The organism is Pseudovibrio flavus, assembly GCF_009711345.1.
Lineage (GTDB): Bacteria > Pseudomonadota > Alphaproteobacteria > Rhizobiales > Stappiaceae > Pseudovibrio > Pseudovibrio flavus.
Genome location: NZ_SMMA01000049.1, coordinates 47,515 through 73,751, shown reverse-complemented (window position 1 = coordinate 73,751; position 26,237 = coordinate 47,515). Strand labels below are relative to the sequence as shown.

Annotated in this window: 22 protein-coding genes and 1 pseudogene; 14 read left to right on the top strand and 9 right to left on the bottom strand. The window is 53.1% G+C overall.

The features are described 5' to 3' along the window. Positions 1 to 97 precede the first annotated feature (97 nt). From E1162_RS02595 to pflA, 3 genes are all read left to right on the top strand, one after another. Positions 98 to 1,237 (top strand): alanine racemase, encoded by a 1,140-nt coding sequence (locus tag E1162_RS02595; protein WP_155126341.1) that lies wholly within the window; start codon positions 98 to 100, stop codon positions 1,235 to 1,237. A gap of 565 nt (positions 1,238 to 1,802) precedes the next feature. Then, positions 1,803 to 4,091, top strand: coding sequence for a formate C-acetyltransferase (gene pflB / locus E1162_RS02590; protein WP_155126338.1), 2,289 nt, complete (start codon positions 1,803 to 1,805; stop codon positions 4,089 to 4,091). A gap of 99 nt (positions 4,092 to 4,190) precedes the next feature. Then, on the top strand, positions 4,191 to 4,925 hold the full coding sequence (pflA, locus tag E1162_RS02585) for a pyruvate formate-lyase-activating protein (protein WP_155126334.1): 735 nt from the start codon (positions 4,191 to 4,193) through the stop codon (positions 4,923 to 4,925). Positions 4,926 to 4,978: 53 nt separating this feature from the next. On the opposite strand, the gene E1162_RS02580 is transcribed toward pflA, so the two are convergent. Further along, positions 4,979 to 5,809, bottom strand: coding sequence for a beta-keto acid cleavage family enzyme (locus tag E1162_RS02580; protein ID WP_155126331.1), 831 nt, complete (start codon positions 5,807 to 5,809; stop codon positions 4,979 to 4,981). A gap of 385 nt (positions 5,810 to 6,194) precedes the next feature. After that, a complete protein-coding gene (locus E1162_RS02575; protein ID WP_155126328.1) occupies positions 6,195 to 7,571 on the bottom strand; it encodes an MATE family efflux transporter in 1,377 nt (458 codons plus the stop codon). Positions 7,572 to 7,749: 178 nt separating this feature from the next. On the opposite strand from E1162_RS02575, the gene E1162_RS02570 reads away from it, so the two are divergent. Together E1162_RS02570 and aroQ are read left to right on the top strand one after the other, a co-directional pair. Further along, positions 7,750 to 8,352, top strand: a complete 603-nt coding sequence (locus E1162_RS02570) for a TetR family transcriptional regulator (protein WP_257098597.1) — start codon at positions 7,750 to 7,752, stop codon at positions 8,350 to 8,352. Between the two features lie 114 nt (positions 8,353 to 8,466). Further along, positions 8,467 to 8,910 carry a type II 3-dehydroquinate dehydratase gene (aroQ, locus tag E1162_RS02565; protein ID WP_257098596.1) on the top strand — a complete coding sequence of 148 codons (444 nt, stop codon included), beginning with the start codon at positions 8,467 to 8,469 and terminating at the stop codon, positions 8,908 to 8,910. 13 nt (positions 8,911 to 8,923) lie between these two features. Here the strand turns inward: aroQ and E1162_RS02560 are convergent, their stop codons facing one another. The 4 genes from E1162_RS02560 to E1162_RS02545 form a co-directional block, all read right to left on the bottom strand. Next, the gene (locus E1162_RS02560; protein ID WP_155126362.1) at positions 8,924 to 10,675 is read right to left on the bottom strand and encodes a B12-binding domain-containing radical SAM protein; all 1,752 of its coding nucleotides are present in this window, start codon (positions 10,673 to 10,675) and stop codon (positions 8,924 to 8,926) included. 237 nt (positions 10,676 to 10,912) lie between these two features. Then, a complete protein-coding gene (gene arfB / locus E1162_RS02555) occupies positions 10,913 to 11,347 on the bottom strand; it encodes an alternative ribosome rescue aminoacyl-tRNA hydrolase ArfB (protein ID WP_155126322.1) in 435 nt (144 codons plus the stop codon). Continuing rightward, entirely contained in the window at positions 11,347 to 12,015 is a 669-nt protein-coding gene (locus E1162_RS02550) for a TetR family transcriptional regulator C-terminal domain-containing protein (protein ID WP_155126319.1), read from the bottom strand. The genes arfB and E1162_RS02550 overlap by 1 nt, the downstream gene beginning before the upstream one ends. Further along, positions 11,966 to 12,622 carry a TetR family transcriptional regulator C-terminal domain-containing protein gene (locus E1162_RS02545; protein ID WP_155126316.1) on the bottom strand — a complete coding sequence of 219 codons (657 nt, stop codon included), beginning with the start codon at positions 12,620 to 12,622 and terminating at the stop codon, positions 11,966 to 11,968. The genes E1162_RS02550 and E1162_RS02545 overlap by 50 nt, the downstream gene beginning before the upstream one ends. Positions 12,623 to 13,076: 454 nt before the next feature. Here E1162_RS02545 and aptA point away from each other — a divergent pair, with 454 nt between their 5' ends. The 9 genes and pseudogenes from aptA (at position 13,077) to E1162_RS19425 (ending at position 23,393) form a co-directional block, all read left to right on the top strand. Continuing rightward, positions 13,077 to 14,423 carry an omega-aminotransferase AptA gene (gene aptA, locus E1162_RS02540; protein WP_155126313.1) on the top strand — a complete coding sequence of 449 codons (1,347 nt, stop codon included), beginning with the start codon at positions 13,077 to 13,079 and terminating at the stop codon, positions 14,421 to 14,423. Positions 14,424 to 14,426: 3 nt separating this feature from the next. Continuing rightward, positions 14,427 to 15,941, top strand: a complete 1,515-nt coding sequence (locus E1162_RS02535) for a CoA-acylating methylmalonate-semialdehyde dehydrogenase (protein WP_155126310.1) — start codon at positions 14,427 to 14,429, stop codon at positions 15,939 to 15,941. 157 nt (positions 15,942 to 16,098) lie between these two features. Beyond that, positions 16,099 to 17,370, top strand: a complete 1,272-nt coding sequence (locus E1162_RS02530; RefSeq protein ID WP_155126307.1) for a Zn-dependent hydrolase — start codon at positions 16,099 to 16,101, stop codon at positions 17,368 to 17,370. Between the two features lie 151 nt (positions 17,371 to 17,521). After that, positions 17,522 to 18,979 carry a dihydropyrimidinase gene (gene hydA, locus E1162_RS02525; RefSeq protein ID WP_155126304.1) on the top strand — a complete coding sequence of 486 codons (1,458 nt, stop codon included), beginning with the start codon at positions 17,522 to 17,524 and terminating at the stop codon, positions 18,977 to 18,979. Between the two features lie 182 nt (positions 18,980 to 19,161). Next, a complete protein-coding gene (locus tag E1162_RS02520) occupies positions 19,162 to 19,989 on the top strand; it encodes an ABC transporter ATP-binding protein (protein WP_155126301.1) in 828 nt (275 codons plus the stop codon). After that, entirely contained in the window at positions 19,982 to 20,863 is an 882-nt protein-coding gene (locus E1162_RS02515; protein ID WP_155126298.1) for an ABC transporter permease, read from the top strand. Before E1162_RS02520 ends, E1162_RS02515 begins: the two co-directional genes overlap by 8 nt. Then, positions 20,860 to 21,978: an ABC transporter permease gene (locus tag E1162_RS02510; RefSeq protein WP_257098595.1), complete on the top strand. Its 1,119-nt coding sequence runs from the start codon at positions 20,860 to 20,862 to the stop codon at positions 21,976 to 21,978. Before E1162_RS02515 ends, E1162_RS02510 begins: the two co-directional genes overlap by 4 nt. A gap of 107 nt (positions 21,979 to 22,085) precedes the next feature. Then, positions 22,086 to 22,898, top strand: a pseudogene (gene mazG / locus E1162_RS19430) (nucleoside triphosphate pyrophosphohydrolase); the annotation flags it as partial. Continuing rightward, entirely contained in the window at positions 22,872 to 23,393 is a 522-nt protein-coding gene (locus E1162_RS19425) for a GNAT family N-acetyltransferase (RefSeq protein WP_306455013.1), read from the top strand. The pseudogene mazG and the gene E1162_RS19425, both read left to right, overlap by 27 nt. 84 nt (positions 23,394 to 23,477) lie before the next feature. Here the strand turns inward: E1162_RS19425 and hflX are convergent, their stop codons facing one another. The 3 genes from hflX to E1162_RS02490 all read right to left on the bottom strand — a co-directional run bounded on the left by hflX (position 23,478) and on the right by E1162_RS02490 (position 26,232). Continuing rightward, positions 23,478 to 24,935, bottom strand: coding sequence for a GTPase HflX (gene hflX / locus E1162_RS02500; RefSeq protein WP_155126292.1), 1,458 nt, complete (start codon positions 24,933 to 24,935; stop codon positions 23,478 to 23,480). After that, on the bottom strand, positions 24,936 to 25,193 hold the full coding sequence (hfq, locus tag E1162_RS02495; protein WP_155126289.1) for an RNA chaperone Hfq: 258 nt from the start codon (positions 25,191 to 25,193) through the stop codon (positions 24,936 to 24,938). Positions 25,194 to 25,338: 145 nt separating this feature from the next. Continuing rightward, a complete protein-coding gene (locus E1162_RS02490) occupies positions 25,339 to 26,232 on the bottom strand; it encodes a D-amino-acid transaminase (protein WP_155126286.1) in 894 nt (297 codons plus the stop codon). Positions 26,233 to 26,237 lie beyond the last annotated feature (5 nt).

Here is a 26,237-nt window from a genome sequence, read left to right as displayed (position 1 = left end):
AGACATTCAGATCACACCGACAGACGAAAAAGGGCTGCACACTTTGCTGTTTTGTCTTTAAAAAGGATCGGGACGATTGTTTTGTGAGATTATGCCAATGACTGATTTGCCTTTGACACCTGCCCTCTTTCTCGATGAACCCGCTCTAAGGACGAACATAGAAAAGGTGGCCACCCGTCTAAAGGCAAAGGGAATTGCGCTGCGCCCTCACCTCAAGACCGCCAAATCCCTCGATGTCGCGAAGATCCTTCAAGAGCACGGCGCAGACCGCTGGACGGTCTCCACATTGAAAGAGGCGGAGTATTTCGCCGCAGGCGGACTAACCGACTTTATCTACGCCGTGACGCTCGCGCCTTCGAAGCTACCTCAGGTATCAGCTCTCAACCGCGACGGCGCAAACGTCAAAGTCATCATCGATAGCCTAGCCACAGCGAACTATCTTCGCGACAATCCGCAAGGAACAAACAACGGCGCAGCACGGCTTGGTGTTTATCTGGAAATCGACGTTGATGGTCACCGCACGGGATTGACCGCTGAGGACGACGATCTGGCAGAGATCGCACGGGTAATTGATAGTGCGCCTCACCTCGCCCTTTTAGGGCTAATGTCCCACGGTGGCGGCGCAGCTTATGCTGCAAACTCACCAGCAGAACATATCGCGGCCTGTGAGCAGGAAAGAGAGCGCGTTCTAGCCGTTGCTTCGAAGCTGCGCGAAAATGGCATAACGGTCAATGAGATCAGCGTCGGTTCCAGCCCGTTTGCTCAGTTTGCAGAAAACCTTGAGGGACTGACCGAGATACGCGCGGGCGTCTACATGTTCGAAGATCTGTTTCAGGCCAACCTTGGAGCCTGCGAGCAACAGGATATCGCCGCGACGGTTTTGGCGACCGTTATCAGTCACTCAAAGCGCCTTAACCGCGTTGTGATTGATGCAGGTGGGCTAGCGCTTTCCAAAGACCGCTCCACCCAATCCCAGCCGAACGACTGCGGATACGGCTTGCTACGCAGCTTTACGGGTGAGTTTTTGGATGAGCTATTCATAGAGGGTGTCAGCCAAGAGCACGGCTATGTGACAACGAGGGATCAAAGCGCGCTGGATTTTTCCAAGTACCCGATTGGTACGCTATTGCATGTCCTGCCCAATCACACCTGCATGACGTGCGCAGCCTTTGAAGGTTACCATGTCACGGATGGCACTAAAGCATTGAAATGGTGGCCAAGATCAAACCGCTGGTAGACTGATATACCTAGGATTTTATGCCAGCAAATACGAGTCACGGGGTACATTTTGGCCAAACCTAGGAGAACTACAGCTAAAAATTGCCACTTTTCCCCGTGCTATGTAATATTTCAGCAGATGCATACCTGCTATACTGCAAACGCATATCGAGTTTTTTTCTAGTATTTTTCACCTATACCACTCAGATATTTTACAGGTTTTGGTATAGGTGAATTTACGTCGCAACCGTGGAAAACTCGTGAATACATATAATATTATTTATATTTTTCAATAGGTTATAAGATCAATTAGCCTTTCAGCTATACCCTTTTACGTTAAGGTCACGTGATATACTAGAACCTTTCTAGCCTGTGGTATATTGTATTCAAATGTATTTCCGACGCCCTGCAAAAAATGCAGACCAGCCTCCCAAACTTCCTTTGACATAAATCAAGTTTTCGCCCCATCGGACGAGTAAATTGAGCTCACCAAGCACTGGAACGCGATGACGCGGATTGATGGCGGGCCCGACAGGAAGCAACGCCATTTGAGAGGCTAAGTCGCCAATAAAGGAAACGTACTTATGGGCGTTCATCAAGACATTAAGCAGGTCACTGACACTAACCTGCCATTTCTCAGCGACGATACTCCTGCTGCCTACAAAGGTTTTGTAAAGGGCGACTGGAACAAAGAAGTTGACGTTCGCAACTTCATCCAGCTGAACTACACCCCTTACGAAGGCGGCAAAGACTTCCTCGCAGGTCCAACTGAAGCAACCACCAAGCTGTGGGACGAAGTTCTGGAGCTGATGAAGGAAGAAAACAAAAAAGGTGTTCTCGACGCTGACACTGAAGTTGTTTCCACCATCACTTCCCACGCACCAGGTTACATCGACCAGGCCCTCGAAAAAATCGTAGGCTTGCAGACCGATGCTCCACTGAAGCGCGCTCTGATGCCTTACGGCGGCCTGAAAATGGCTATCGCTGCTCTGGAAAGCAACGGCTACGAGATCTCTGAGGAAACCAAGAAGATCTTCGAACACCGCAAGACCCATAACGATGGCGTTTTCGATGTTTACACCCCTGAAATCCGTCGTGCACGTTCTTCCGGTATCGTAACCGGTCTGCCAGATGCATATGGCCGTGGCCGTATCATCGGTGACTACCGCCGTGTTGCTCTTTACGGTATCGACTTCCTTGTTAAGGACAAAAAAGCACAGCTCGCTTCTCTGGACGGCAATGCTCTGACCGAAAACGTTCTGCGTCTTCGTGAAGAAATCAACGAACAGATCCGCGCTCTGGGCGAACTCAAGGCAATGGCTGCAAGCTACGGCTTCGACATTTCCAAGCCTGCAGAAACTGCTCAGGAAGCTGTTCAGTGGCTCTACATTGCATACCTTGCTGCTATTAAAGAGCAGAACGGTGCAGCAATGTCCCTCGGCCGCACCACTACCTTCCTCGACATCTACTTCCAGCGCGATATCGATGCTGGCCTCATCACTGAAGCTGACGCTCAGGAAATGATGGACCACTTCGTAATGAAGCTCCGTATGGTTCGCTTCATGCGTACCCCAGACTACAACGCTCTGTTCTCTGGCGACCCTGTATGGGTAACCGAGTCCATCGGCGGTATGGGTATGGACGGTCGTACTCTTGTAACCAAGAGCTCCTTCCGCGTACTGCAGACCCTGATCAACCTCGGCCCTGCTCCAGAACCGAACCTCACCGTTCTGTGGTCTGAGCACATGCCTAAGGGCTTCAAAGACTACTGCTCTGAAATCTCTATCAAGACTTCTTCCGTGCAGTACGAAAACGATGACCTGATGCGCGCATACTGGGGCGACGACTACGGTATCGCATGCTGTGTATCCGCAATGGCTATCGGCAAGCAGATGCAGTTCTTCGGCGCTCGTGCAAACCTTGCTAAGGCTCTTCTTTACGCCATCAACGGCGGTAAAGACGAAAAGACCGGCAAGCAGGTTGGCCCGCTCACCAAGCCTATCACTGCTGATGTTCTTGACTGGAACGAACTGGCTCCTCTGTTCGACCAGATGATGGACTGGATCGCGAAAGTTTACGTAAGTGCGCTGAACTGCATTCACTACAGCCACGACAAGTACAACTATGAGCGCATCGAAATGGCGCTTCATGACCGCGACATCCTGCGCACCATGGCTTGTGGTATTGCTGGTCTGTCCGTTGTTGCTGACTCTATCTCCGCTATCAAAAACGCGAAGGTAAAAGTTATCCGCAACGAAGAAGGTCTGGCAGTTGATTACGAAATCGAAGGTGATTTCCCTTGCTTCGGTAACAACGACGACGCAGTCGACGAAATCGCTGAAGACATCGTGAAGACCTTCATGGGCAAGATCAAGAACCAGAACTTCTACCGCGATGCGATGCCAACCCAGTCTGTTCTGACCATTACCTCTAACGTGGTATACGGTAAGAAGACCGGTTCTACTCCAGACGGTCGTAAGGCTGGCGAACCATTCGCACCAGGTGCAAACCCAATGCACGGCCGCGATAAGAAGGGTGCTGTGGCTTCCATGAAGTCCCTGTGCAAACTTCCTTACGAGTTCAGCCAGGACGGTATCTCTTACACCTTCTCCATCATCCCAGCAGCTCTGGGTAAAGATGAAGCAGAGCGTATCGAGAACATGTCCAACCTGCTCGACGGCTACATGCACGACATGGGTCACCACATCAACGTAAACGTTTTCGATCGCGCAACCCTCGAAGACGCTATGGACAAGCCAGAACTCTACCCTCAGCTGACGGTTCGTGTATCTGGTTATGCGGTGAACTTCATCAAGTTGACCCGTGAGCAGCAGCTCGACGTGATCAACCGTACGTTCCACGGTCAGCGCTAAGACTTATTAAGTTCTAGCGACTAATAAAAGGGGCGCGAGCGACAGCTTAGCGCCCCTTCTTTTTAGAGTGTTAAGTAAGAAAAAGGTCGATACACTCCCATGGAAGACGTCATTGGTTATGTTCATTCTGTAGAAACTGGCGGGATCGTTGATGGTCCGGGTCTGCGTTACGTTGTGTTTACAACAGGTTGCCCATTGCGCTGCCTGTACTGCCACAACCCCGATACCATGAAGATGAAAAGTGGTACCGAGACTTCAGCCTACGCACTACTGAAAGATATCGCGACCTACCGCGATTACTTTAAAGCTGGCGGCGGTGGTTTGACCATTTCCGGCGGTGAACCAATGGCTCAGAAAGAGTTCCTCAAGGTTTTGATGTGGGGCGCGCGCCAGATGGGCGTTCACGTTACCGTGGACACATCCGGCTACATGCATAAGAACCTTGATGATGAAACCCTAAAGCTGGCCGATCTTTACCTGCTCGATATCAAATCCTTCCTGCCGCAAACCTACAAAAAGGTAACCGGCGTTGAGATTGAGCCTACCTTGCAGTTTGCCAAGCGCCTTGAAGCTCTGGGCATTGATGTCTGGATCCGCTTCGTTCTTGTTCCTGATCTGACTGATGATCTTGAAAACATTGAAGGTGTTGCGAAATTCTGCTCTGAACTGTCCAACGTAAAGCGCGTTGATGTGCTGCCGTTCCACAAGATGGGCGAGCACAAATGGCAGGAAATGGGTAAAAAATACGAGCTGTCCGAAACGCGCCAGCCTGAGCTGGAAGAAACTGAAGCCGCACGCGATATTTTCCGCAAGTACGGCCTCAAAACCTACTAATCGCAATTCTGCAGCGGCCTTAAGCCTCTGACCGATAAAGACAATCGGACAATTTAAGGCCGCCCTAGAATTTTCAGCGTCTCATGGCGATCCAACCGTCCATGATAGCCAATCAATTCCCTCAGCTTGCTAATTGCCCCGACGCGCTCGGCGTTATCACGAGCGATTTTTCCGTCCGCATGCCAGATGCTGTTCTCAAAGCCAACGCGGGCGTGAGCACCTAGAGACATACCTGCTGCCAGACAGAGCGTTTCCCTTCGGCCAAATGCACAAAGGGTGAAAGGCGCTTGATGAAGCTCGCTTAGCGTCTCACGGTGATTGAGGAATGAAAGCAGGTCGGCTGCATCGCTTTCCTGAGTGGTCGAATAGCGCCCCAGAACATAAAGATGGCTGCCATAACCGTTTGGAATAAATCCGCTTTCCTGTAGAGCCACAAGCTTCTTCAAATCATCTGCGCTGTAGAGGATATGCTGAACAGCAATGCCTGCTTCCTTTGCAAAATGATAGAAACGGGAAGCTTCTTCTTCTAGCGATGGATCACTGGTGAGCTCTGAAAGGGCAACGGAAACCGCTTCTGGCATGACCTGTTCCACAACGCCAATTTGCGCAAGCGGATCATATTCGCCGACTGCTTCAGTCGTGATCTGAACGACGAGATCGGGCGCATCTTGATGCAGCTGCTCAAGTAGCTCCTTGTACAGGCCAGCATCGAGGACGTGTTTGCCATCCTTGTCGCGCACATGCGCGTGTAGTGCATTAGCGCCTGCTGCAAAAGTCGAGCGAGCAGTGATAACAAGTTCATCGATAGTTACGGGAAGCGACGGATGGTCAGCTTTCGTGCGACGCGCTCCATTTGGTGCGCACATAATCATTTTTGGCAACATGGCCCGCTCCCCCTTTTATCGTGACCGGTGCGATTGAACCCTATGTTGAAGCAGGTTTGCAACCGGTTTCGTTGCCGCACCGCTGGAAGCCCTGTCTTTTGTGTTTAAATCGCAACCACTTATGAGCCAAATCACACAGACCCTACGTTACATTTTGTTAGCCTTTTTAAGATCTCCGTCGCCTTCTGAAAGCGAAGAAGGAGAAATGATCTAACCAAGCGCCCCATCCGCCGAGCTGCGAGGATATCTTCCCGGCACTATGGGAATAAGCAGCTACGAAGTTTTGAGGTGGTATGCGCGCGCCTGCCCGCACAACCCAAAACATGAAAAAGGGCCGCCCTTTTTAAAGAGCGGCCCAGATAGTTCAGGTGATTTTCAATTAGGTTTAAGAGGCAGCGCTGAACACTTCTTTATCCCTACCAACCACCGCAGTTGGCTTTGCCTTGTAAAACAGAACAAGGCTCAGAATGAATGTGACTGCTTCAGAAACCGGCAGTGCAACGAATGCGCCGTTAACGCCGAACGTTTTCCAGAACAGCAGGATCAAGATCAAAGGCAACACCAGAGAGCGGCTAAGGGCGATGATTGCAGACTGGGTTGCACAGTGCATGCCTGTAAAGTAGCCGGAGATGGTGATGTTGATGCCGTTGAAAAGGAACGCAGGCCAGATGACCGCGATGATCGCCAGTGTCATTTCCAGCGTGCGGGTATCACCGCTTTTGATGAATGCGCTGGCGAGCGTTTCAGGTTTCATCAGCAGCAGCGCGACAAGTACACCGCCAACCACGACTGTAGAGCCGATAGCAAGCTTCATGAAGCGGGCAATGCGTTCTGGCTTCTTGGCACCGAAGTTTACACTGACGAGCGGGCCGAGCGCTTCTGCAGTGCCGTAAGCGATCATGATACTGAGCCAGAGGATGTAGTTAACGATGGTGAACGCCGCGACACCAGATGCACCAATCTCCAGCATCAAAATCCAGTTGATCACAAACATGATCAAGCCGCCGGACATCTCGTTGATGAACTCGGAAAGCCCGTTGTAAGCGGCGCGGAAAAGTTCCAGCCACGAACCATAAGGCTTGATAAAACGAATGCGGGCGCTCTTGCCGAAGAAGCGAACAAAAAGGAATACCGCACCAAGAACGTTGGCGATACCTGTTGCCAAAGCTGCGCCGCCAATACCCCAGCCCCAAACGCCGATAAACAGCGCGTCCAGCACCATATTCACCAGCGAAATGATGATAAGGCCCGCTAGTGCGTAGTTTGGTGCGTTATCGATACGTGAGAAGTAGGAGAGCGTATAGGCAACGCCCATAAAGAACAGGAAGGGCGCGAGAATGCGAATATAGTCAACCGCTAACGGCAGCGTGTGTTCCTGCGCCCCCAAAAAGGCGGCGATGTTTTCTGCATAGAAGAACGCAAGCGTTGCCACCAGCAAGGAATAAGCCACGATCACACAAGTGGATTTGGTGAAAAGGTTCGAGGCTCTTTTTGTATTCCCCGCGCCCAGCGCTTTACCTGCCATTACCGCACCGCCGACCAGCATCATGACGCTTAGGCCGAAAAACAGCGAGTAGAGAGGGATTACAAGGTTGATTGCAGCAAGAGCGATAGGGCCGACGTAATTACCAATGAAAATACCATCGACAATACCGGCGGAGGAAACGGCGAGTAGACCGATTACGGACGGCACCACGAAGCGCAGGAATTCGAGCGTCGTACTCCCCGTGAGCATTCTTTCTTCAGCGACCTGAACTGTCATTTATTCTTTTCCTGTTCCCGGTAAGGCGCTCGACCCTACCAGCGTGTTCGCACCCCGACATTATTTTGGGTCAACACGGAAGATTCTTAATTTGAACAATCGTTCAAGTTGGACATATGTTCAAATTCATGCTATGTCAACCCAGTCTGCAGAATTAATCAGTATTCCCCGAGGGCAAATGAGCTACCTCCCAAAAGATGCAAAACGAAAAGCAATTCTTGATGCAACGCTTTCGCTCGTCGTTTCCTGCGGCTTTGCAGGAATAACAGCCCGCAAGGTTGCGGCGGAGATGGGAGCAGCTACTGGCACGATCCATCACCATTTCAAATCACTCGATGCGTTGAAGAGTGAAGTCGTGAGTTATGCCAGTGAGATGGCCGAGGAGCATGACCGCCAGCGTATTGAGGGGCAATCTCCTTTAGAGGCGCTAAAAACGCTTCTCCTCCCTTCCAAGTTCCCAAACCGTGAGTTTGAGAACCGCGTATGGCTGAGTGCAGCGGACGAGATGTGGCGCAATGAATCGCTTAAGGATGCCTATTGCCGCTCAATGAACTGGATAACGGATGAGTTGGAAACAATTATCAAGCGCGGGATTGAGCTTGGGGATTTCAAGCCAACGCTTGACGCACGCAAGTGCGCTTGGAAATTTATGGCGACGGCTTTCACAATTTCCAGCTACACCTATTTAGGCGATGACAGGCTTGACCTAAAGACTGTTGATGAGATCGTGATGAGCGATATTGAGACAACGCTTGGTATCACCGCTCTTAACGGAAGCTGATAGTATCTAGGGCAAGGGGCTTGATATTTGCTCGCCCGATTTAAGTTTTGATTGCAACGCCCAGCGCTCTGAAAGTTTGGGTGAGGCAATAGCCAGAATTTTGAAGGACACGCGATGTCTATGAAAGCACTCGTACTGAACGGCCCTAACCTCAATCTATTGGGGCTTCGCCAGCCAGAGGTTTATGGAAGCACAACGCTAGCGCAGGTCGAAGCATCGTGTCTTGAACACGGCACCAAGCTGGGCCTTGAAGTTACTTGCAAGCAATCCAACCATGAAGGTCAGCTGATTGACTGGATTCACGAGTGCCGTGAGACAGGCGCAGGTATTGTGCTGAACGCAGGCGCTTACTCCCATACATCCGTAGCTATTATGGATGCAATTGCGAGCGCTGAACGTCCAGTGATCGAAGTTCACCTTTCTAACATCCACGCGCGTGAGCGTTTCCGTCACCACTCTTATATTTCCAAAGTGGCAAAGGGCATGATTTGCGGCCTAGGCCCGCAGGGCTATCTGCTGGGCCTTGATGCATTGGCGAAAATTCTAGAGAGCGAATAAAAACTGCATTCGCTTAGACAGTTTGTGCCGCGGCAATGCGATCTCGCAGGGCTGCGGCTTTTTTCTGCTTACTTACAGCAGCGGTACCGCCTGCGGTGTCATTAAACAGGCGTAGCTCTTCCTCTTCCCCCTCTACAACAGGTGATAGAGCAAGGTCCATGTAACTGCGCTTATCTGGATCACGGCGCACAGCCTGATAAACGCGATAGAAGCGCCATGTCTCAGTTAGAAGGCGAAGCTGCTTATAGGCTGTCTCTACCCAGTAACGGGGATAGAACACCCACGGACTTTCAAGAGGCAGCCCGCGTCTACGCTCCCTGCGGCTTTTCACACGGAAGTAGCCCCCTTCCAGCGGGTGCACACCTTCCATCGTCACCATGAGATAGAACCACATCATCAGGAATAGCTTGTTCCCCGGTCTACCCCGTTTATGGGCCGCGGCTCGCTTAAGCACCGTGGTTATATGCTCTGGTGAATAATAGGTCTTCCACGCCTCCATGTAGACGCTTTCCCATTCCTGATCGCTCATCTTACCGTGATGGGAAACGCGGTGGTTCAGATCGTACTTGTTGAGGTCAGGATCCATCCATGTTTTGTTGGCATGTAGCTTCTGATGATCTTCAGAGCCCGGGAGCGGTGTAAGGTAGAAGAACTCCAACAGATCGAGCGGTAGCTCTTTCTTGATGATTTCAATATCGCGCAGGATGGTCTCGCGCGTATCGCCGGGAAAGCCGAGGATATAGCCCGCGTAGGTGGTCGCCCCGTGTTCGCGCCACTCCTGTAGCATCTCCCTATATTCGGTAATGCGGTTCTGACGCTTCTTGGCGGCTATGAGGTTATCTGGATTAATATTCTCCAGACCAATGAATACGCGGTTCACCCCCGCGCGGCAGGCCTTTTCAATAAAGCGCGGAATGCGGTGGCACAGCGTATCCACCTGAATGATGAACTTGATATCAAGTCCCTCGCCTTCACGCAGCTCTATCAGCCGGTCAAACAGCAGTTCCCAGTCTTTGTTTCTGGCAAAGTTATCGTCGGTAATGAAGAAGCGGTTGATGCCCTGTTCCAGATTACGTCGAATGATGCGCTCTACATCGTCCGCCGAGCGGCTTCGGCTTTTGCGTCCCTGCACGTTTATGATGGTGCAGAAGGAGCACTGATAGGGACAACCGCGCCCCAGATCAAAAGAGGAATGTGAACCCGCTGTACGCATGATGTGCTTTTGCGGCAGAATCGGGTCTGGCTGGTTCTGCATCTGTGGCAGATCATTCATGAAATTATAGAGCGGTTTAAGCGTGCCGTAGAAACCGTCTTCCAGCACCTCGTCCAGACGACCTTCTTCTGCCTCTCCTGCAAACAGCGAAATGCCTTGCTGCTGCGCTTCCACCAGTTCCTGTGGCAATTCTGGCAACATGGAGATACAGCCCGAGACGTGGAAACCGCCAATACATACCTGAAAACCAAGCTTGCGGAACTTGAGCGCGATATCCATGGCGCGGGGGTACTGGTTTGACTGCACACCCACGAGGGCAATCAGTGCTGTTCCCCCTTCCTTACGGATCATCTTGGCAATTTTCTCCGGCCTTACCCGCCTGTTCGTCTCATCATAGCTGTGCAGCATGATGTCAGTCGCTTCGCCCAGAATGCGACGTTCCTGACAGTCCTGCGCCAAACCATAAAGGCAAGCAAGCGTATTGGAAGGAATAGCCGAGCGTAGCCACTGGATGGGGTAGCCCTCATCGTCGTAGTGGGTTGGCTTAATCATCACGAGATGGAACTTACTTTTGTGCTGACTGTCAGCCCAAAGCGCCTTGTCGTCGAGATGCTGTGCACTCATCGCCCGTCCCACGGCGTTTATCGCCATGCCCCCTTCGCTGCTCGGGGCCGGAATATGACGCCCGATACGTGCAGCCTACACGAGCGGATGGGGTAACGCGTCCACGGTATTTTTGGGCTTTACTAGGCTTATCAGGGAGTTTCGTTCGGTCTTAGCGCACGCAAACTAGTCAAAATGCTTTTGGGTTCGCGCTTTTTTAATAGCGCCTCTGGCCTTCTTGGTATCAACGCGCCGTCTTTTGGAGGCAAGTGTCGGCCGTGTTGCCCTACGTGGCTTTTGAACAAAGGCTGCTTTGCGGATCATTTCCAGCAGGCGTTCCAGCGCATCTTCGCGGTTTCGCTCTCTGGTACGGAAACGGTCGGCCTCCAGAACGATCTCTCCGCCTTTGGTGAGCCTGCTACCGGCAATCGTCGCCAGACGGGACTTCAAATCCTCTGGCAAAGTGCGGTTTTGGCGCATATTGAAGCGTAGTTGCACCGCAGTCGAGACCTTGTTCACGTTTTGTCCACCCGGACCCGATGCACGGATAAAGTCCTCATGAATATCATCCGGCTCGATATAAAACCTGTCGTTCACTGCGATGCGCTGGCTTTGCGTCATTATTTTAGCGCCCCTTGGAGCAGAACAGTGTGAAGCGTTGCCTCTGCCTTTGAGGCGAAGTCTTCATCGGCGACCGAATTACCGGTTACTGCCCGTATCTGTGTATCAAAGTCTGCGTAGTGCTGGGTAACGGCCCAGATCATAAAGATGAAATGAACCGGATCAACGGCCTTAAGCCGTCCTTCTTCCATCCATTTTTGAAGTGTTGCCGCTTTATCCGCCACGAGCTCCTTTAGCGGGCCGCTCAGTATCTTGGCAATCACCGGTGCGCCCTGCATTACCTCACCGGCGAACAACCGCGATGCCTGCGGTTCGTCGCGTGCAAGCATCAGCTTCTCACTAATGTAGGCCTTTAGCGCGGTTTCAGGATCATCGCTCGGGTCTAGCTGGTTAAGCGGTTCCAGCCAACGCTCCAAAATAGTGGCAAGCACGGCTTCATAAAGCGCTTTTTTGTTACGGTAGTAATAGAGCATGTTGGATTTAGACATACCCGCCGCCTCGGCGATCTGTTCTACCGTTGCCCCTTTAAAGCCCTTGGATGAAAAGCAGCTTAGCGCACCCTCGATAATGCGGGCTCTATTGCGCTCTTGAATGCGCGATGGCGAAGCGCCTGCTTCCTCAGGCTTGTTCTTCTGCCCTTTGCGCCGAACTTTGAGCGCTAATTCCATTCAAGATAATCCTTTTCACGCTTTGTGTTGCTTCATGCCATTGTTGCGAGCGTAGTGGCTTACCGCCGTTGAGCGTTTCTACCTGATGGCTGAAATCCGCATAATGCTGCGTTACCGCCCAGATCATGTAGAGCAAATGACGCGGGTCTACCGGCGCAATCTGACCTTCTGCAATCCAGCGATTGATAATGTCGATCCGCGACTGGGTCCAGTCCCGCAGCGATGTTTCCAGATAGTCCTGAATCACCGGAGCGCCCTGCAAGATCTCGTTAGCCCATACCTTGGAGCCGAACGGATGCAGGCGAGACGTATCCATTTTGCTTTCAATATAGGCAGAAAGCGCGGTGGCAGCGTCAGGACTGTTGTCAAACACATCACCTGCTTCCAGCCAGGAGGAATAGATCTCCTCAACTACGCGGCGGTAGAGTTCCAACTTTGTCGGGAAATAGTAATGGATGTTGGCCTTGGGCAAACCGGCGGTTTGCGCAATACGGGCCATGGTGGAACCCTTGAACCCGTAGATGGCAAAGACTTCTTCGGCTGCCTGCAAAATAGCGCGCTCGGCGGCAATGCGAGCCTCGCGCCGTGTTTCCTTTTCACTGCCCATAATAAATGACTAAAAATCCACCCTGACGTGCAAAAATTGAACTTGACGACTTACGCAACACTACATACCGTAGTTTTTGACCAAATGGTCAGGTTTTGCTTATGGACTGTAAAAAATGCAAATTCTGGCCGAGCAATATGGTCACTATTGCCTCTGTTCTTTTCAAGATCAAGGCGCTTTTTGAAAAGTAGATTCTTTTCGATATCTGCATTCCTCTAGGGATGCCAAAAATATAAGGCCCCTTTGCTTTACTTGAGGCAATTTCAGTGGGCCAAACTTTAAAAATTTCAGCCAAATTACGGGGCTTCCAGCCTGTGATTGGAACCAGAGACCGGATCACGATCCGGCATTGAAGAATAAGGGGAACAGATCGCACCGGAGGAAATTGGGTGCATCTGCTCGCAAAATTTGAAGTCGTTTAATGCGTTCGAGAGTTCGAGCGATCGGAGGATTCATGTCTGACGCACCGGTACTAGAGCAGAACACGGGCATGACAGTTAACAATCTGGATGCGTTCTGGATGCCGTTTACGGCCAACAGACAGTTTAAACAGAACCCACGCTTGTTTGTGGGCGCTAAGGACATGCACTACACCACCGCCGATGGCCGTCAGGTTCTGGATGGAACCGCGGGTCTTTGGTGCTGTAACGCAGGCCATGGCCGCAAGAAGATCGTAGAAGCCGTCCAGAAGCAGGTTGCTGAGCTTGATTACGCTCCAGCCTTCCAGATGGGTCACCCAAAAGCGTTTGAGCTGGCAGCCCGCCTTGCTGCAATTATGCCTTCGCCGCTGGACCATGTGTTCTTCACCAACTCCGGTTCCGAGAGTGTTGAAACTGCATTGAAGATGGCCCTTGCCTACCAGAAGGCTATCGGTCAGGGCTCCCGAACCCGTTTGATCGGCCGTGAGCGCGGTTATCACGGTGTGAACTTCGGCGGCATTTCCGTTGGTGGTATTGTTGGCAACCGTAAGCAGTTCGGTACGCTTCTCACCGGCGTTGACCATATCCGCCATACCCACGACCCGTCCCGCAACGCCTTCTCCAAGGGTGAGCCGGAAAGCGGCGCTGAGTATGCCGAGGATCTGATCCGCCTTGTGCAGCTGCATGATCCTTCCACCATCGCAGCGGTGATTGTAGAGCCTGTTGCAGGTTCCACCGGCGTTCTTATTCCGCCGAAGGGTTACCTGAAGCGTCTTCGTGAAATTTGTGACGAGCACGGCATTCTGCTCATCTTTGACGAAGTGATCACCGGCTTTGGCCGTCTTGGCACTCCGTTCGCGGTTGATTATTTCGACGTCATTCCTGATCTGGTTACAACTGCAAAAGGTTTGACCAGCGGCGTTATCCCGATGGGTGCGGTTTACTGCCAGAAGAAGATCTACGACGCGTTCATGACCGGTCCTGACCACATGATCGAACTCTTCCACGGCTACACCTACTCTGCACATCCAATTGCTTGTGCCGCAGCGCTGGCAACACTGGACGTATACGAGGAAGAAGGTCTTCTGACCCGCGCAGCCGAGCTGGAAGAGTACTGGCAGGAAGGTCTGCATGGCCTCAAGGACTGCCCGAATGTCATCGACATCCGCAACCTTGGCCTTATCGGCGCTATCGAGCTTGAGCCAATTGCCGGCGAGCCGACCAAGCGTGCGTTCAACGCCTTCCTTGATGCCTATGACAACAACCTGCTCATCCGCACCACCGGCGACATTATCGCCCTTTCGCCACCTCTGGTCATCTCCAAGAGCCAGATCGACGAGTTGTTCACGACCCTTCGCGGCGTGCTTAACAGACTGGGATAAGTGATGACCGAGATCGTTCAACTGGAACTCATCAAAAACGCAGTGGGTGGCTCTAAAAAAGCCTCCCAGTCCGGCCGCGTTGCGCCTGTCTACAACCCTGCAACGGGCGAAGTGTTCGCTGAAGTGGGCCTTTCCAGCGCAGCTGAAGTGGAAGATGCGATTGCTGTTGCAAAAGCTGCCTTCCCTGCGTGGCGCGATACACCGCCGCTCAAGCGTGCGCGCGTCATGTTCAAGTTCAAGGAGCTGCTCTCTGCGAACGCTGACAAGATTGCCCGCGCCATTTCCTCCGACCACGGTAAAACCCATGACGATGCTCTGGGTGAAGTGGCTCGCGGTATCGAGGTGGTGGAATTCTGCTGCGGTATACCGCATCTGTTGAAGGGCGAGTTTGCCCGCAATGTAGGCCCAGCGATTGACAGCTACTCCGACCGCCAGGCCCTGGGTGTTGTTGCAGGTATTACGCCGTTCAACTTCCCTGCTATGGTGCCACTGTGGATGTATCCTGTTGCCATCGCCTGCGGTAACACCTTCGTACTCAAGCCGTCCGAGCGTGACCCGTCTGCGGTTATGGTCGTCTATGACCTGCTTATGGAAGCGGGCCTGCCTGAAGGCGTGCTGAACATCGTCCACGGTGACAAAGAAGCCGTAGATACGCTTCTAACGCACCCTGATGTGAAAGCCATCTCCTTCGTCGGCTCCACGCCGATTGCAGAGTACGTCTACTCAACAGGCACAGCGAACGGTAAGCGCGTTCAAGCGCTTGGCGGCGCGAAAAACCACATGATTATCATGCCGGATGCTGACCTTGATCAGGCAGCTGACGCTCTTATGGGTGCGGGTTACGGTTCTGCTGGTGAACGCTGCATGGCGATTTCCATGGCTGTGCCGATTGGCAAGGAAACCGGCGACAAGCTGGTAGAGAAGCTGATCCCGCGCGTTCAGGCCCTCAAGATTGGCCCAGCGACCGATCCTGATGCTGAAATGGGTCCGGTTATTACCAAGGCGCACCAGCAAAAGGTCAAAGGCTACATTGATCAGGGCGTCAAAGAAGGTGCGGACCTTCTGGTAGATGGCCGTGACTTCTCGCTTCAAGGCTATGAAGACGGTTACTTCGTTGGCGGTACGCTGTTCGACAACGTAACCTCTGAGATGACCATCTACAAGGAAGAGATTTTTGGTCCGGTTCTGTCCGTTCTAAGAGCTGAGAGCTATCAAGAGGCAGTAGACCTCATCAATGCTCACGAATACGGAAACGGCACCGCAATCTTCACCCGTGATGGCGATGCAGCCCGCGCCTTTGCAGACCAGATCGAGGTCGGCATGGTTGGTATCAACGTGCCAATTCCGGTGCCGGTTGCTTACTTCTCCTTCGGTGGCTGGAAGCGCTCCCTGTTTGGAGATCATTCCATCTACGGTCCTGAGGGTATTCGTTTCTACACCCGCCTGAAAACCACAACCAGCCGCTGGCCGGCCGGTATCAAGGAAGGCGCGGTCTTTACATTCCCTAATATGGACTAGGCCCTAACATGGACTAGGCCCGACTATGGACCTGCCCCAGCATGAATTGGGGCACACCTTGCAAGATTGGCTTTGGCGGCGTGAAGGAGAGAGCGTGCTGCCGGAGCCCTACAAAAAAGATTTTTAAAAAAGCAATTAGAACCAGAGGAATTGATCAATGACTACGCCGGGTGCAAACCAGAAAATTAACGGCGACCGTCTTTGGGACGCGCTGATGGAGATGGCGAAGATCGGTCCGGGTATCAGGGGCGGCAACAACCGCCAGACCTTGACCGATGCCGACAAGGAAGGCCGGGAGCTTTTCACCAAGTGGTGTGAAGAGGCAGGCATGACCATGGCCATCGACAGCATGGGCAATATGTTTGCCCGCTTTGAAGGCACTGACCCTTCCCTTGATCCTGTAATGATCGGCTCGCACCTTGATACCCAGCCAACGGGTGGCAAGTACGACGGCGTTCTGGGCGTTCTGGCGGGCCTTGAGGTTATTCGCACGCTGAACGATATGGGCCTCAAAACCAAGCGCTCTATCGAGGTGGTGAACTGGACCAACGAGGAAGGCACACGCTTTGCCCCTGCCATGCTGGCTTCCGGCGTTTTTGCCGGTGTGCATACGCAGGACTGGGCGTATTCGCGTACAGATGCCGAAGGAAAGACCGTAGGCGGCGAACTAGAGCGTATCGGCTACATTGGTGATGAGCCATGCGGCAAGCGCAAGCTGCATGCTATGTTCGAGCTTCACATCGAGCAAGGACCTATCCTTGAGCGCGAGAACGTTGATATTGGCGTTGTAACCCACGGACAGGGCCTTAACTGGCTTCAGGTGACCTTGGTAGGTAAAGAAAGCCACACGGGCTCTACGCCTATGCCAATGCGTGTAAACGCCGGACTGGGTGCGGCCCGTATCACCAACCTCGTCAACGACATTGCTCTGCGTTACGGCCCACATGCTGTAGGTGCTGTGGGGCACATGGATGTCTACCCGAACTCGCGCAATATCATTCCGGGTAAAGTGGTGTTCACCATCGACTTCCGTCACCCTGAAAAGGACGTGATCACCGCTATGGAACAGGCTCTTCGTTTTGAAGGCGCCAAGATTGCCGAGGAGATCGGTCTTTCCATGGACGTTGAGTGCGTTGGTGCGTTTGATCCGGTGAAGTTTGACGAAACCTGCGTTTCCCGCGTTCGCGATGGAGCTGAGCGTTTTGGCTACTCCCACCGCAATATCGTTTCCGGTGCTGGCCATGATGCATGCTGGATCAACCGCGTTGCGCCAACAGCCATGATTATGTGCCCGTGCGTTGATGGTCTTTCCCATAACGAGGACGAGGACATCACTCCGGCATGGGCAGAGGCTGGCACAAACGTGCTGCTTCATGCTGTTCTGGAGACTGCGGAAGTAGACCAGAGCGTGGAAGCGGTTTCCGCTTAAAACCTGTCATTTTTCAATTCCAGCGGGCGCGGAGGACCCTTTCGCGCTTGCCGCAATCTATTTGCTTCGGGCGTTATGAGCGCCTGACCAAGTGATAAAAGAGCCAAAGGCCACATCTGCAACCTTGACCAGACACGAAGGGAACAGTGTGATGGCAACTAAAGTGATTAAAGGCGGTACCGTTGTAACCGCAGATCTGACCTACAAAGCCGACGTTCTGATTGAACAGGGCAAAATCATTGAAATTGGCGACAACCTCTCTGGTGATGAGCTATTGGACGCAACCGGCTGTTATGTGATGCCGGGCGGTATTGATCCGCACGTACACCTTGAAATGCCGTTTATGGGCACCTTCTCTACCGACAACTTTGAAACCGGTACCCGTGCAGCTCTTGCGGGCGGCACCACCATGGTGGTCGACTTCTGTCTTCCTAGCCCTGAGCAGTCCATGCTGGAGGCGCTGGCCGTATGGCAGCAGAAGTCTTCTCAGGCGTGCTGTGACTACTCCTACCACATGGCAATCACGTGGTGGAGCGAGCAGATCTTTAACGAGATGCAGGAAGTGGTTGACCGCGGTATCAACACCTTCAAGCACTTCATGGCCTATAAGGGCGCGCTGATGGTGGATGATGACGAGATGTTCGCATCCTTCCAGCGTTGTGCTGCCCTTGGCGCTATGCCGCTTGTTCACGCTGAAAACGGCGATGTGGTTGCCACCATGCAGCAAAAGCTGCTGGCAGAAGGCAACAACGGTCCTGAGGCTCACGCCTACTCCCGCCCAGCGGAAGTTGAAGGGGAAGCAACCAACCGCGCTATCATGATTGCCGATATGGCTGGCGTGCCTCTCTACGTAGTGCATACGAGCTGCGAACAAGCCCACGAGGCTATTCGCCGTGCCCGCCAGAAAGGTATGCGCGTTTATGGCGAGCCGCTTATCCAGCACCTCACCCTTGATGAGAGCGAATACGCCAACCCTGACTGGAACCATGCGGCCCGCCGCGTTATGTCTCCTCCGTTCCGCAACAAGCAACATCAAGATAGCCTGTGGGCCGGTCTTCAGTCTGGTTCCCTGCAAGTCGTTGCGACCGACCATTGCGCATTCACAACAGAGCAGAAGCAGTTCGGCATGGGTGACTTCACCAAGATCCCGAACGGTACCGGTGGTCTTGAAGACCGTATGCCGATGCTATGGACCTACGGCGTTGGCACTGGCCGCCTGACCATGAACGAGTTTGTGGCGGTGACCTCTACCAACATCGCCAAGATCCTCAACGTGTATCCGCGCAAGGGTGCAATTCTTGTGGGCGCTGATGCTGACATCGTTGTTTGGGATCCGCATCGCTCCAAAACCATCAGTGCCGCGACCCAGCAGTCGGCCATCGACTACAACGTCTTTGAAGGCAAAGAGGTTATGGGGCTGCCGCGCTATACCCTGACACGCGGTCAGGTGGCGATTGAGGAAGGTACTGTGAAAGCAGAGCCTGGACACGGCGAATTCGTTGGCCGCAACTCCTACGCGCCGGTCAACACAGCGCTTTCCAAGTGGAAGGAAATCACCGCGCCGCGCAAAGTTGAACGCAAGCTGGAAAACATGCCGGCCGGTGTCTAACGCGATGTGAAAGCGGGAGGCGCACCGCGCCTCCCTTTTCGTTTTCAATGACTTATCAGATTCTTTTAAGAGACTGATTCATCAAGTTAAACCAGAATTTTCGCCAGACACGGCTCAGTACAAGCTGTAAATACAGCGCCATGGGCTGCTTTCTGGCCACCTGTTAGAAATGATTTGCTTCCATGGCGACACTTGAACAGCCTTCGACAGCCGATGCCGCACAATCCGATGCGCAGAGCGTTGTAGACATCCGTGACCTGTCTCTCACGTTCCAGACCAACGACGGTCCGGTCCATGCCCTTTCCCATATCGACCTCGATATCAAAGAGGGTGACTTCGTTTCTTTTATCGGCCCATCCGGTTGCGGTAAAACCACTTTGCTGCGCGTGATCGCCGATCTGGAAACGCCGACTGGCGGCTCAATTACCGTAAACGACATGAGCCCGGCGCAGGCCCGCATGGCCCGCAGCTATGGCTACGTATTTCAGGCAGCTGCGCTCTACCCGTGGCGTAACATTGCCAAGAATATTGCTCTGCCGCTGGAGATCATGGGCCTTTCGCGCAAGGAGCAGGAAGAGCGTATTCAGCGCAATCTGGACCTTGTGAACCTTGGTGGTTTCGAGAAGAAGTTCCCATGGCAGCTTTCCGGCGGCATGCAGCAGCGCGCCTCTATTGCCCGCGCACTTGCCGTTGACCCGAAACTTCTTTTGATGGATGAGCCGTTTGGCGCGCTGGACGAGATTGTGCGCGATCACCTCAACGAGCAGCTCTTGCGCCTATGGGAGCGCACCAACAAAACAGTCGTGTTCGTTACGCACTCCATTCCCGAGGCGGTGTTTCTTTCCACCAAGATCGTGGTTCTGTGCCCGCGTCCGGGCCGCATTCATGATGTGATCGAGTGCAACCTGCCACGGGATCGCGGCCTTGATATTCGCGAAACGCCGGAGTTTTTGGAGATCGCCCACCGCGTACGCGATGGCCTACGAGCGGGGCACAGCTACGATGATTGATTTCATTCGCTATAAGGTCTGGCCTGTTCTAGCGGTTGTTATCTGTCTGCTGGCTATCTGGTACACAGCCGCTGTTGTGCTGAACACGCCGTTCCAGCAAGACAAGTACGCCCGTGCGAACCTTGAAAATGTAGCATTCACGCAGTTGGTGAGTGATACGCTTTCACAAGAACGCCCTGTTCTACCAGCGCCGCATCAGGTGGTGGAGGAGATCTACAAGACCACCGTATTAAAGAAGGTCACCAGTAAGCGCTCGCTCGTCTATCATGCGGGTATTACGCTTTCTTCAACCATGCTGGGCTTCATCATTGGTGCGGTTCTGGGCATTGTAATCGCCGTTCTGGTGGTGCATTCGCGCGTACTGGACAAGTCACTCATGCCTTGGGTGATATCGTCCCAAACGATCCCCATCCTCGCTATCGCACCGATGATTATTGTGGTTCTTAACGCCGTGGGCATTAGCGGACTGCTGCCCAAGGCCTTTATTTCCACGTACCTGTCATTCTTCCCTGTGACAGTTGGCATGGTGAAGGGGCTTCGTTCTCCTGACACCATCAATATGGACCTGATGAAGACCTACAGCGCCAATGGCAATCAGGTATTCTGGAAGCTACGGCTGCCGTCTTCCGTACCGTACCTTTTCACCAGTTTGAAGATTGCTGTTGCTGCAAGCCTTGTGGGTGCCATTGTTGGTGAATTGCCTACAGGCGCGGTTGCTGGCCTTGGGGCGCGTTTGCTCGCGGGCTCCTACTACGGCCAGACAATCCAGATCTGGTCTGCACTTGTCGTTGCTGCTGTTCTAGCTGCTTGTCTGGTCGCCGCGATTGGTTCTCTTGACCGTATGGTCCTTCGCCGTATGGGAGTTGCCCGATGAGAAAGTCCTTTCCTCTTTTGACGCCGCTCATTCACGGCACCTTGGTATTGACGCTCGTTCTGGCCTTCATCGGCAATGGATCAAACGGAAGTAACCTCTTCCTCATTCCTGTAGTGGTCCTTGCTGCCAGCCTTGCGTCTTCCTCTTACGGGTCAACAGCGCTGGCCCGCTCCTTCTTGCTAGGCGTCGGCCTTGTGTTTGCCACTGTCACACTGACCATGTCGCTTGCTGCCTTCAGAGGCAGTGAAGCGCCCAACGCCTACTGGGTCTTTGTTGTGGCGCTCTGGCTTGCATCATGGAAACTCAACGAGACGATTATCCGCATCGGAGACGAGCGCCCTGCTCTTGCCAAGGCTTCTAACCTTATGGTGCCGGTTATCTTCGGCATAACGCTTCTCTTCCTCTGGGAGTTCATCGTTGTAGGTGCCAATGTCCCCAAGGTACTGCTTCCAGCGCCTTCCGACATCGGCGTGCGCTTGGCGAACTCCCTACCAACGCTTTGGGCTGACTTCCAGCAAACCTTCCTGAAGGCCGTTCTGGTTGGCTACGTGCTTGGGTGCGGCGCTGGCTTTGCATTGGCTCTGCTGGTAGACCGCGTTCCGTTCTTGCGCCAAGGGCTGCTACCAATTGGCAATCTCGTCTCAGCTCTGCCGATCATTGGCGTTGCGCCTATTATGGTGATGTGGTTCGGCTTTGACTGGCCTTCCAAGGCAGCAGTGGTCATTATCATGACCTTCTTCCCGATGCTGGTGAACACGGTCAGCGGCCTTGCTGCGAGCGATGCCATGCACCGCGACCTGATGCGCACCTATGCGGCGGGTCCCGTTGCAACGCTTGTTAAACTGCGCCTGCCGACCGCCATGCCGTTTATCTTCAATGCTTTGAAGATAAACTCCACATTGGCGCTGATTGGTGCGATTGTGGCCGAGTTCTTCGGAACGCCGATCGTGGGCATGGGCTTTCGCATCTCTACCGAAGTAGGCCGCATGAACCTTGATATGGTGTGGGCTGAAATCGCAATGGCGGCTCTTGCAGGATCGCTCTTCTACGCCTCCATTGGCATGTTAGAGCGCATGGTGACCTTCTGGCACCCATCCATGCGGGCAGAGCGTTAGAAACACAGTGGGCGGCCTTGGAGCCGCCCTCTTTTTTATCTCGCCTTGGATGAACTGTGCTGTTAGGGTGCCCGCACTTTTTCAAAGACATGCCGGACACAACGACGATGACACCATCTCGCGATATCACTCGCCTTCTTGAAATCATGAAGGCTCTGCGCACGCCTGTAACCGGCTGCCCTTGGGATCTGGCGCAGGACTTTTCCAGCATCGCGCCCTACACTATTGAAGAGGCCTACGAGGTAGCAGACGCCATTCACCGCAAGGACATGGGTGATCTGTGCGAGGAACTGGGTGATCTGCTACTACAGGTCGTCTACCACTCGCAAATGGCCGCTGAAGAGAACTCCTTCGAGTTTGGCGATGTGGTTGAGGCTGTTACCCGCAAGATGATCCGCCGTCATCCGCATGTCTTTGGTGATGTAAACGCTGAAAAGCCCGAGCATGTCGATAGCTTGTGGGACAAGATCAAGGCCGAGGAAAAGGCAGAGCGCAAAGAACGCCGCGCGGCCCTTGGCATTGCAGAGACCGAGCCGCGCTATCTTGATAGTGTTCCGCGTGTTTTCCCGGCGCTTGCAGAAGCTGAAAAACTACAAAAGCGCGCCTCCAAAGTTGGCTTTGACTGGGGCGCTGCCGGTCCGGTTCTCGATAAAATTCGCGAAGAAGTGGGAGAGCTTTCCAACGAGGTTCACGCTTCTGTTCCTGACCGCGACAAGATCGAGGATGAACTGGGTGATGTGCTGTTTGCAGTGGCAAACCTTGCCCGTCATCTGGACATTGCACCCGAGCAAGCATTGAAGCGAACCAACAATAAATTCCGCACCCGCTTTGCGCATATCGAAGACGGTGCTCAAGGCGAAGGCCGCGCGCTGGAAGACCTTTCTCTCGACGAAATGGAAGCCTACTGGCAGGAAGCAAAAACAATGACCGCACTAGACGACGATGATTTCGACGATGCAGAATTCGTAGAGGATGATGATATCTGGATCCGTCCCTACACTGCTGACGATTTGGCCAGCGTTGTAGAGTGCTGGGAGCAGGCAACCCGTCTGGCGCACCCGTTCTTCTCCGAGGACTTTATTGCCAGCGAGAAGCACAATCTGGAGCATATCTACCTGCCCAACACGGTGACTTACGTTGCTGAGGCGGACGGTAAGGTCGTCGGCTTTATTGCTCTAATGGGTAACGAAATTGGCGGGCTGTTTGTATCGCCAGACCACCACCGCCAAGGCATTGCCCGTACACTGGTAGATGTTGCCATGGCACTTAATCCGCTGGGGTTGAAGGTTGAAGTCTTCGAGAAGAATGACGGCGGCAAGAGCTTCTATAGCGCTTACGGCTTTGAAAAGAGCGAAGGCAAGACCTTTGAGCCGCTCAATGAGCCACTGTTGGTGATGACCTACGCGCCGCGCTAGTACGCGACCAACACGTTTAGGCAAACAATCACGACCATGAAAAAAGCGGCCCCTGTTGGAGCCGCTTTTCTTTTTGCATAAATTTTAGATCGGGGAGTAGGTACCGCTGTCTTCCTCGTCTTCCGGCTCCAGCATCGCGTTGGAGTCGAAGTACTTGGCAAACATGTTGCGCACTCTGTCACGGTGAGCCACAGGCACGCGCACCTCAAGGTGAACGCCTTCCTCTGTGTCTTCCCGCTTCATGATCTCGCAGTGCTGGTATAGCCACGCAAGGCCAGCGCCTTCAGCAGGAGGTAGCAACATAGAAACACTGTCACGCTTTTCTGCCAGCTGGTTCTCGATGCGGTTCAAAAGCGTTTCAACGCCCTCTCCCGTCAGCGCAGAAACAGCAATAGGGCCGGAATGGTCATTGGCTTCAGCCAGCAGCTTTTCCCTGTATGCAGGATCCAGCCTGTCAATCTTGTTCCACACCTCGATCACGCGGTCGTTTTCCGAAACCTTCAGACCCAGCATTTCCAGCGTGTCTGTCACGTCACTTGACTGCGCGCGCGTATCCTCATGGGAAATATCGCGTACATGCAAAATGATGTCAGCCTCGATCACCTCTTCCAGCGTTGCACGGAAGGCTGCCACAAGGTTATGCGGAAGCTCGGAGATAAAGCCTACAGTGTCGGAGAGGATCACCTCACTGCCGTGTGGCAGCTTCAACCGGCGCAAAGTCGGGTCCAGCGTTGCAAAGAGCAAGTCTTTTGCAAACACATCCGAATTGGTCATGCGGTTGAAAAGGGTCGATTTACCGGCGTTGGTATAGCCAACGAATGCCACAATCGGGTGCGGTACTTTTTTGCGCTGCTTACGATGGAGCGCGCGGGTACGCTGTACCTGTACCAGCTCTTTTTCAAGGCTGGAAATACGCCCTTGAATGATACGACGGTCAGCCTCGATCTGCGTTTCACCGGGACCACCGATAAAGCCAAGGCCACCGCGCTGGCGCTCCAGGTGGGTCCACGAGCGAACCAGGCGGGACTTTTGCCACGTCAAATGCGCTAGTTCGACCTGCAAGCGACCTTCTTTTGTCTGCGCACGTTCACCGAAGATTTCAAGGATCAGACCGGTTCGGTCGATCACTTTACAATCCCACGCTCGCTCAAGGTTACGCTGCTGGATAGGAGTAAGGGGATGATCAACAACAACAAGCTCGATTTCTTGGAGCTTGATCTCCTCCTTGATTTCGTCAAGCTTACCCGTTCCCAGCAGTGTGCCAGGCAGAACTTTGCTAAGTTTGACGATACCGGAGTCTACGATTTCCAGCTCAATAGCCGCAGCAAGACCCACGGCTTCTTCAAGCCGAGCTTGCGGGCTGCGCTGTCCCCCGGAGGAACGATCACCGTTTCCTTTCCTCTCGGAAATTGCACGGTTTGTTATTATTGGAACGATAACGAGTGAACGGGTACCCCGTGTCACTTCTGTTTCGCCGGCCTCAACGTTTGCATCACGCTCTTTACTTCTGAGACCGGCCTCTTGATCTTTATGGGGCTTCAATCAGCCACCTGCCTTTTCACCTTCTTCGTCGGATGGATCAAACAACTGTATAGGATTATTCGGCATAATTGTAGAGATTGCGTGTTTGTACACGAGCTGGGAGTGCCCGTCACGACGCAGCAATACACAGAAATTGTCGAACCAAGTAACGACGCCTTGCAGCTTTACCCCGTTGATCAGAAAAATCGTAAGAGGCGTCTTCTGTTTGCGAACATGATTTAAAAAAGTATCTTGAAGATTTTGAGCGCGGTCAGCCATATCTATTTTTTTCCTGTTTAGACGGACGCGGCCGCGGCATCCGCCTGTTTACTGTTCCCATCTTGAAGCGGTTCCGAGCACTCACACACAAAAATAGTTGCCCAAGCCCCTTACGGAACCGCCTTTTGAAGTCATGGTTTTATCATTAGCACCGGGACGGCATTGTCCCCGCAACCTCCAGTTTAGTCAACTGGGCGGTTTCGTAAAATGATTTTCTCAGAAACTTTGCGGTCTCGCCAACATTCCCATCCCCAACTTTGGTATCATCGATCTGGATGACAGGCATAATCGGGCCGGATGCGGAGGTTACAAATGCTTCTAGTGCCTGCTTCGCTTCATCAACAGTAAAACGACGCTCTTCTACGCGAAAACCCTTAGCTTCCGCGAGTTTAATAACAGTAGAGCGTGTAATGCCGCGCAAAATACCATGGTCAGCAGGACGTGTTACAAGCACTTTTCCTGGAAGAACGAGCCAAACGTTAGTTGAGCCACCCTCAGTAACGAAACCTTCGTTATCCACAAACCATGCTTCTTTTGCACCAGCATCCTTGGCTTTTTGCTTCGCCAAAACGTTAGGCAAAAGTCCAACTGTTTTAATATCCACACGATCCCAACGATTCTCAGGTGTCGTTACGACGCGGATACCGGCAGCACCAGCAGCAGCTTTTTTCACCGGATCAACGGAGCGGCTGGTCAAAATAACTGACGGCGCAACGTTTGCAGACGGGAAGTAGTGGTCACGGCGCGCAACGCCGCGGTTGATCTGGATGTAGATCAGACCGTTTTTAACGCGGTTCTTCTCGATGGTTTCACGCATAACACGGATGAACGCTGCACGGCTCATAGGAGACTTGATAGAAAGTTCACGCAAAGAGCGGTCCAGACGGTCCAGATGCGGTTCCATGTCTACAACGGTGCCGTTCCAGATTTCACAAACCTCGTAAACACCGTCGGCAAACTGAAATCCGCGATCCTCAATATGCACCGCAGCGCGGCTGTGGGGAACATACTGTCCGTTTACATAAGCAACGCGGCTCATGATTT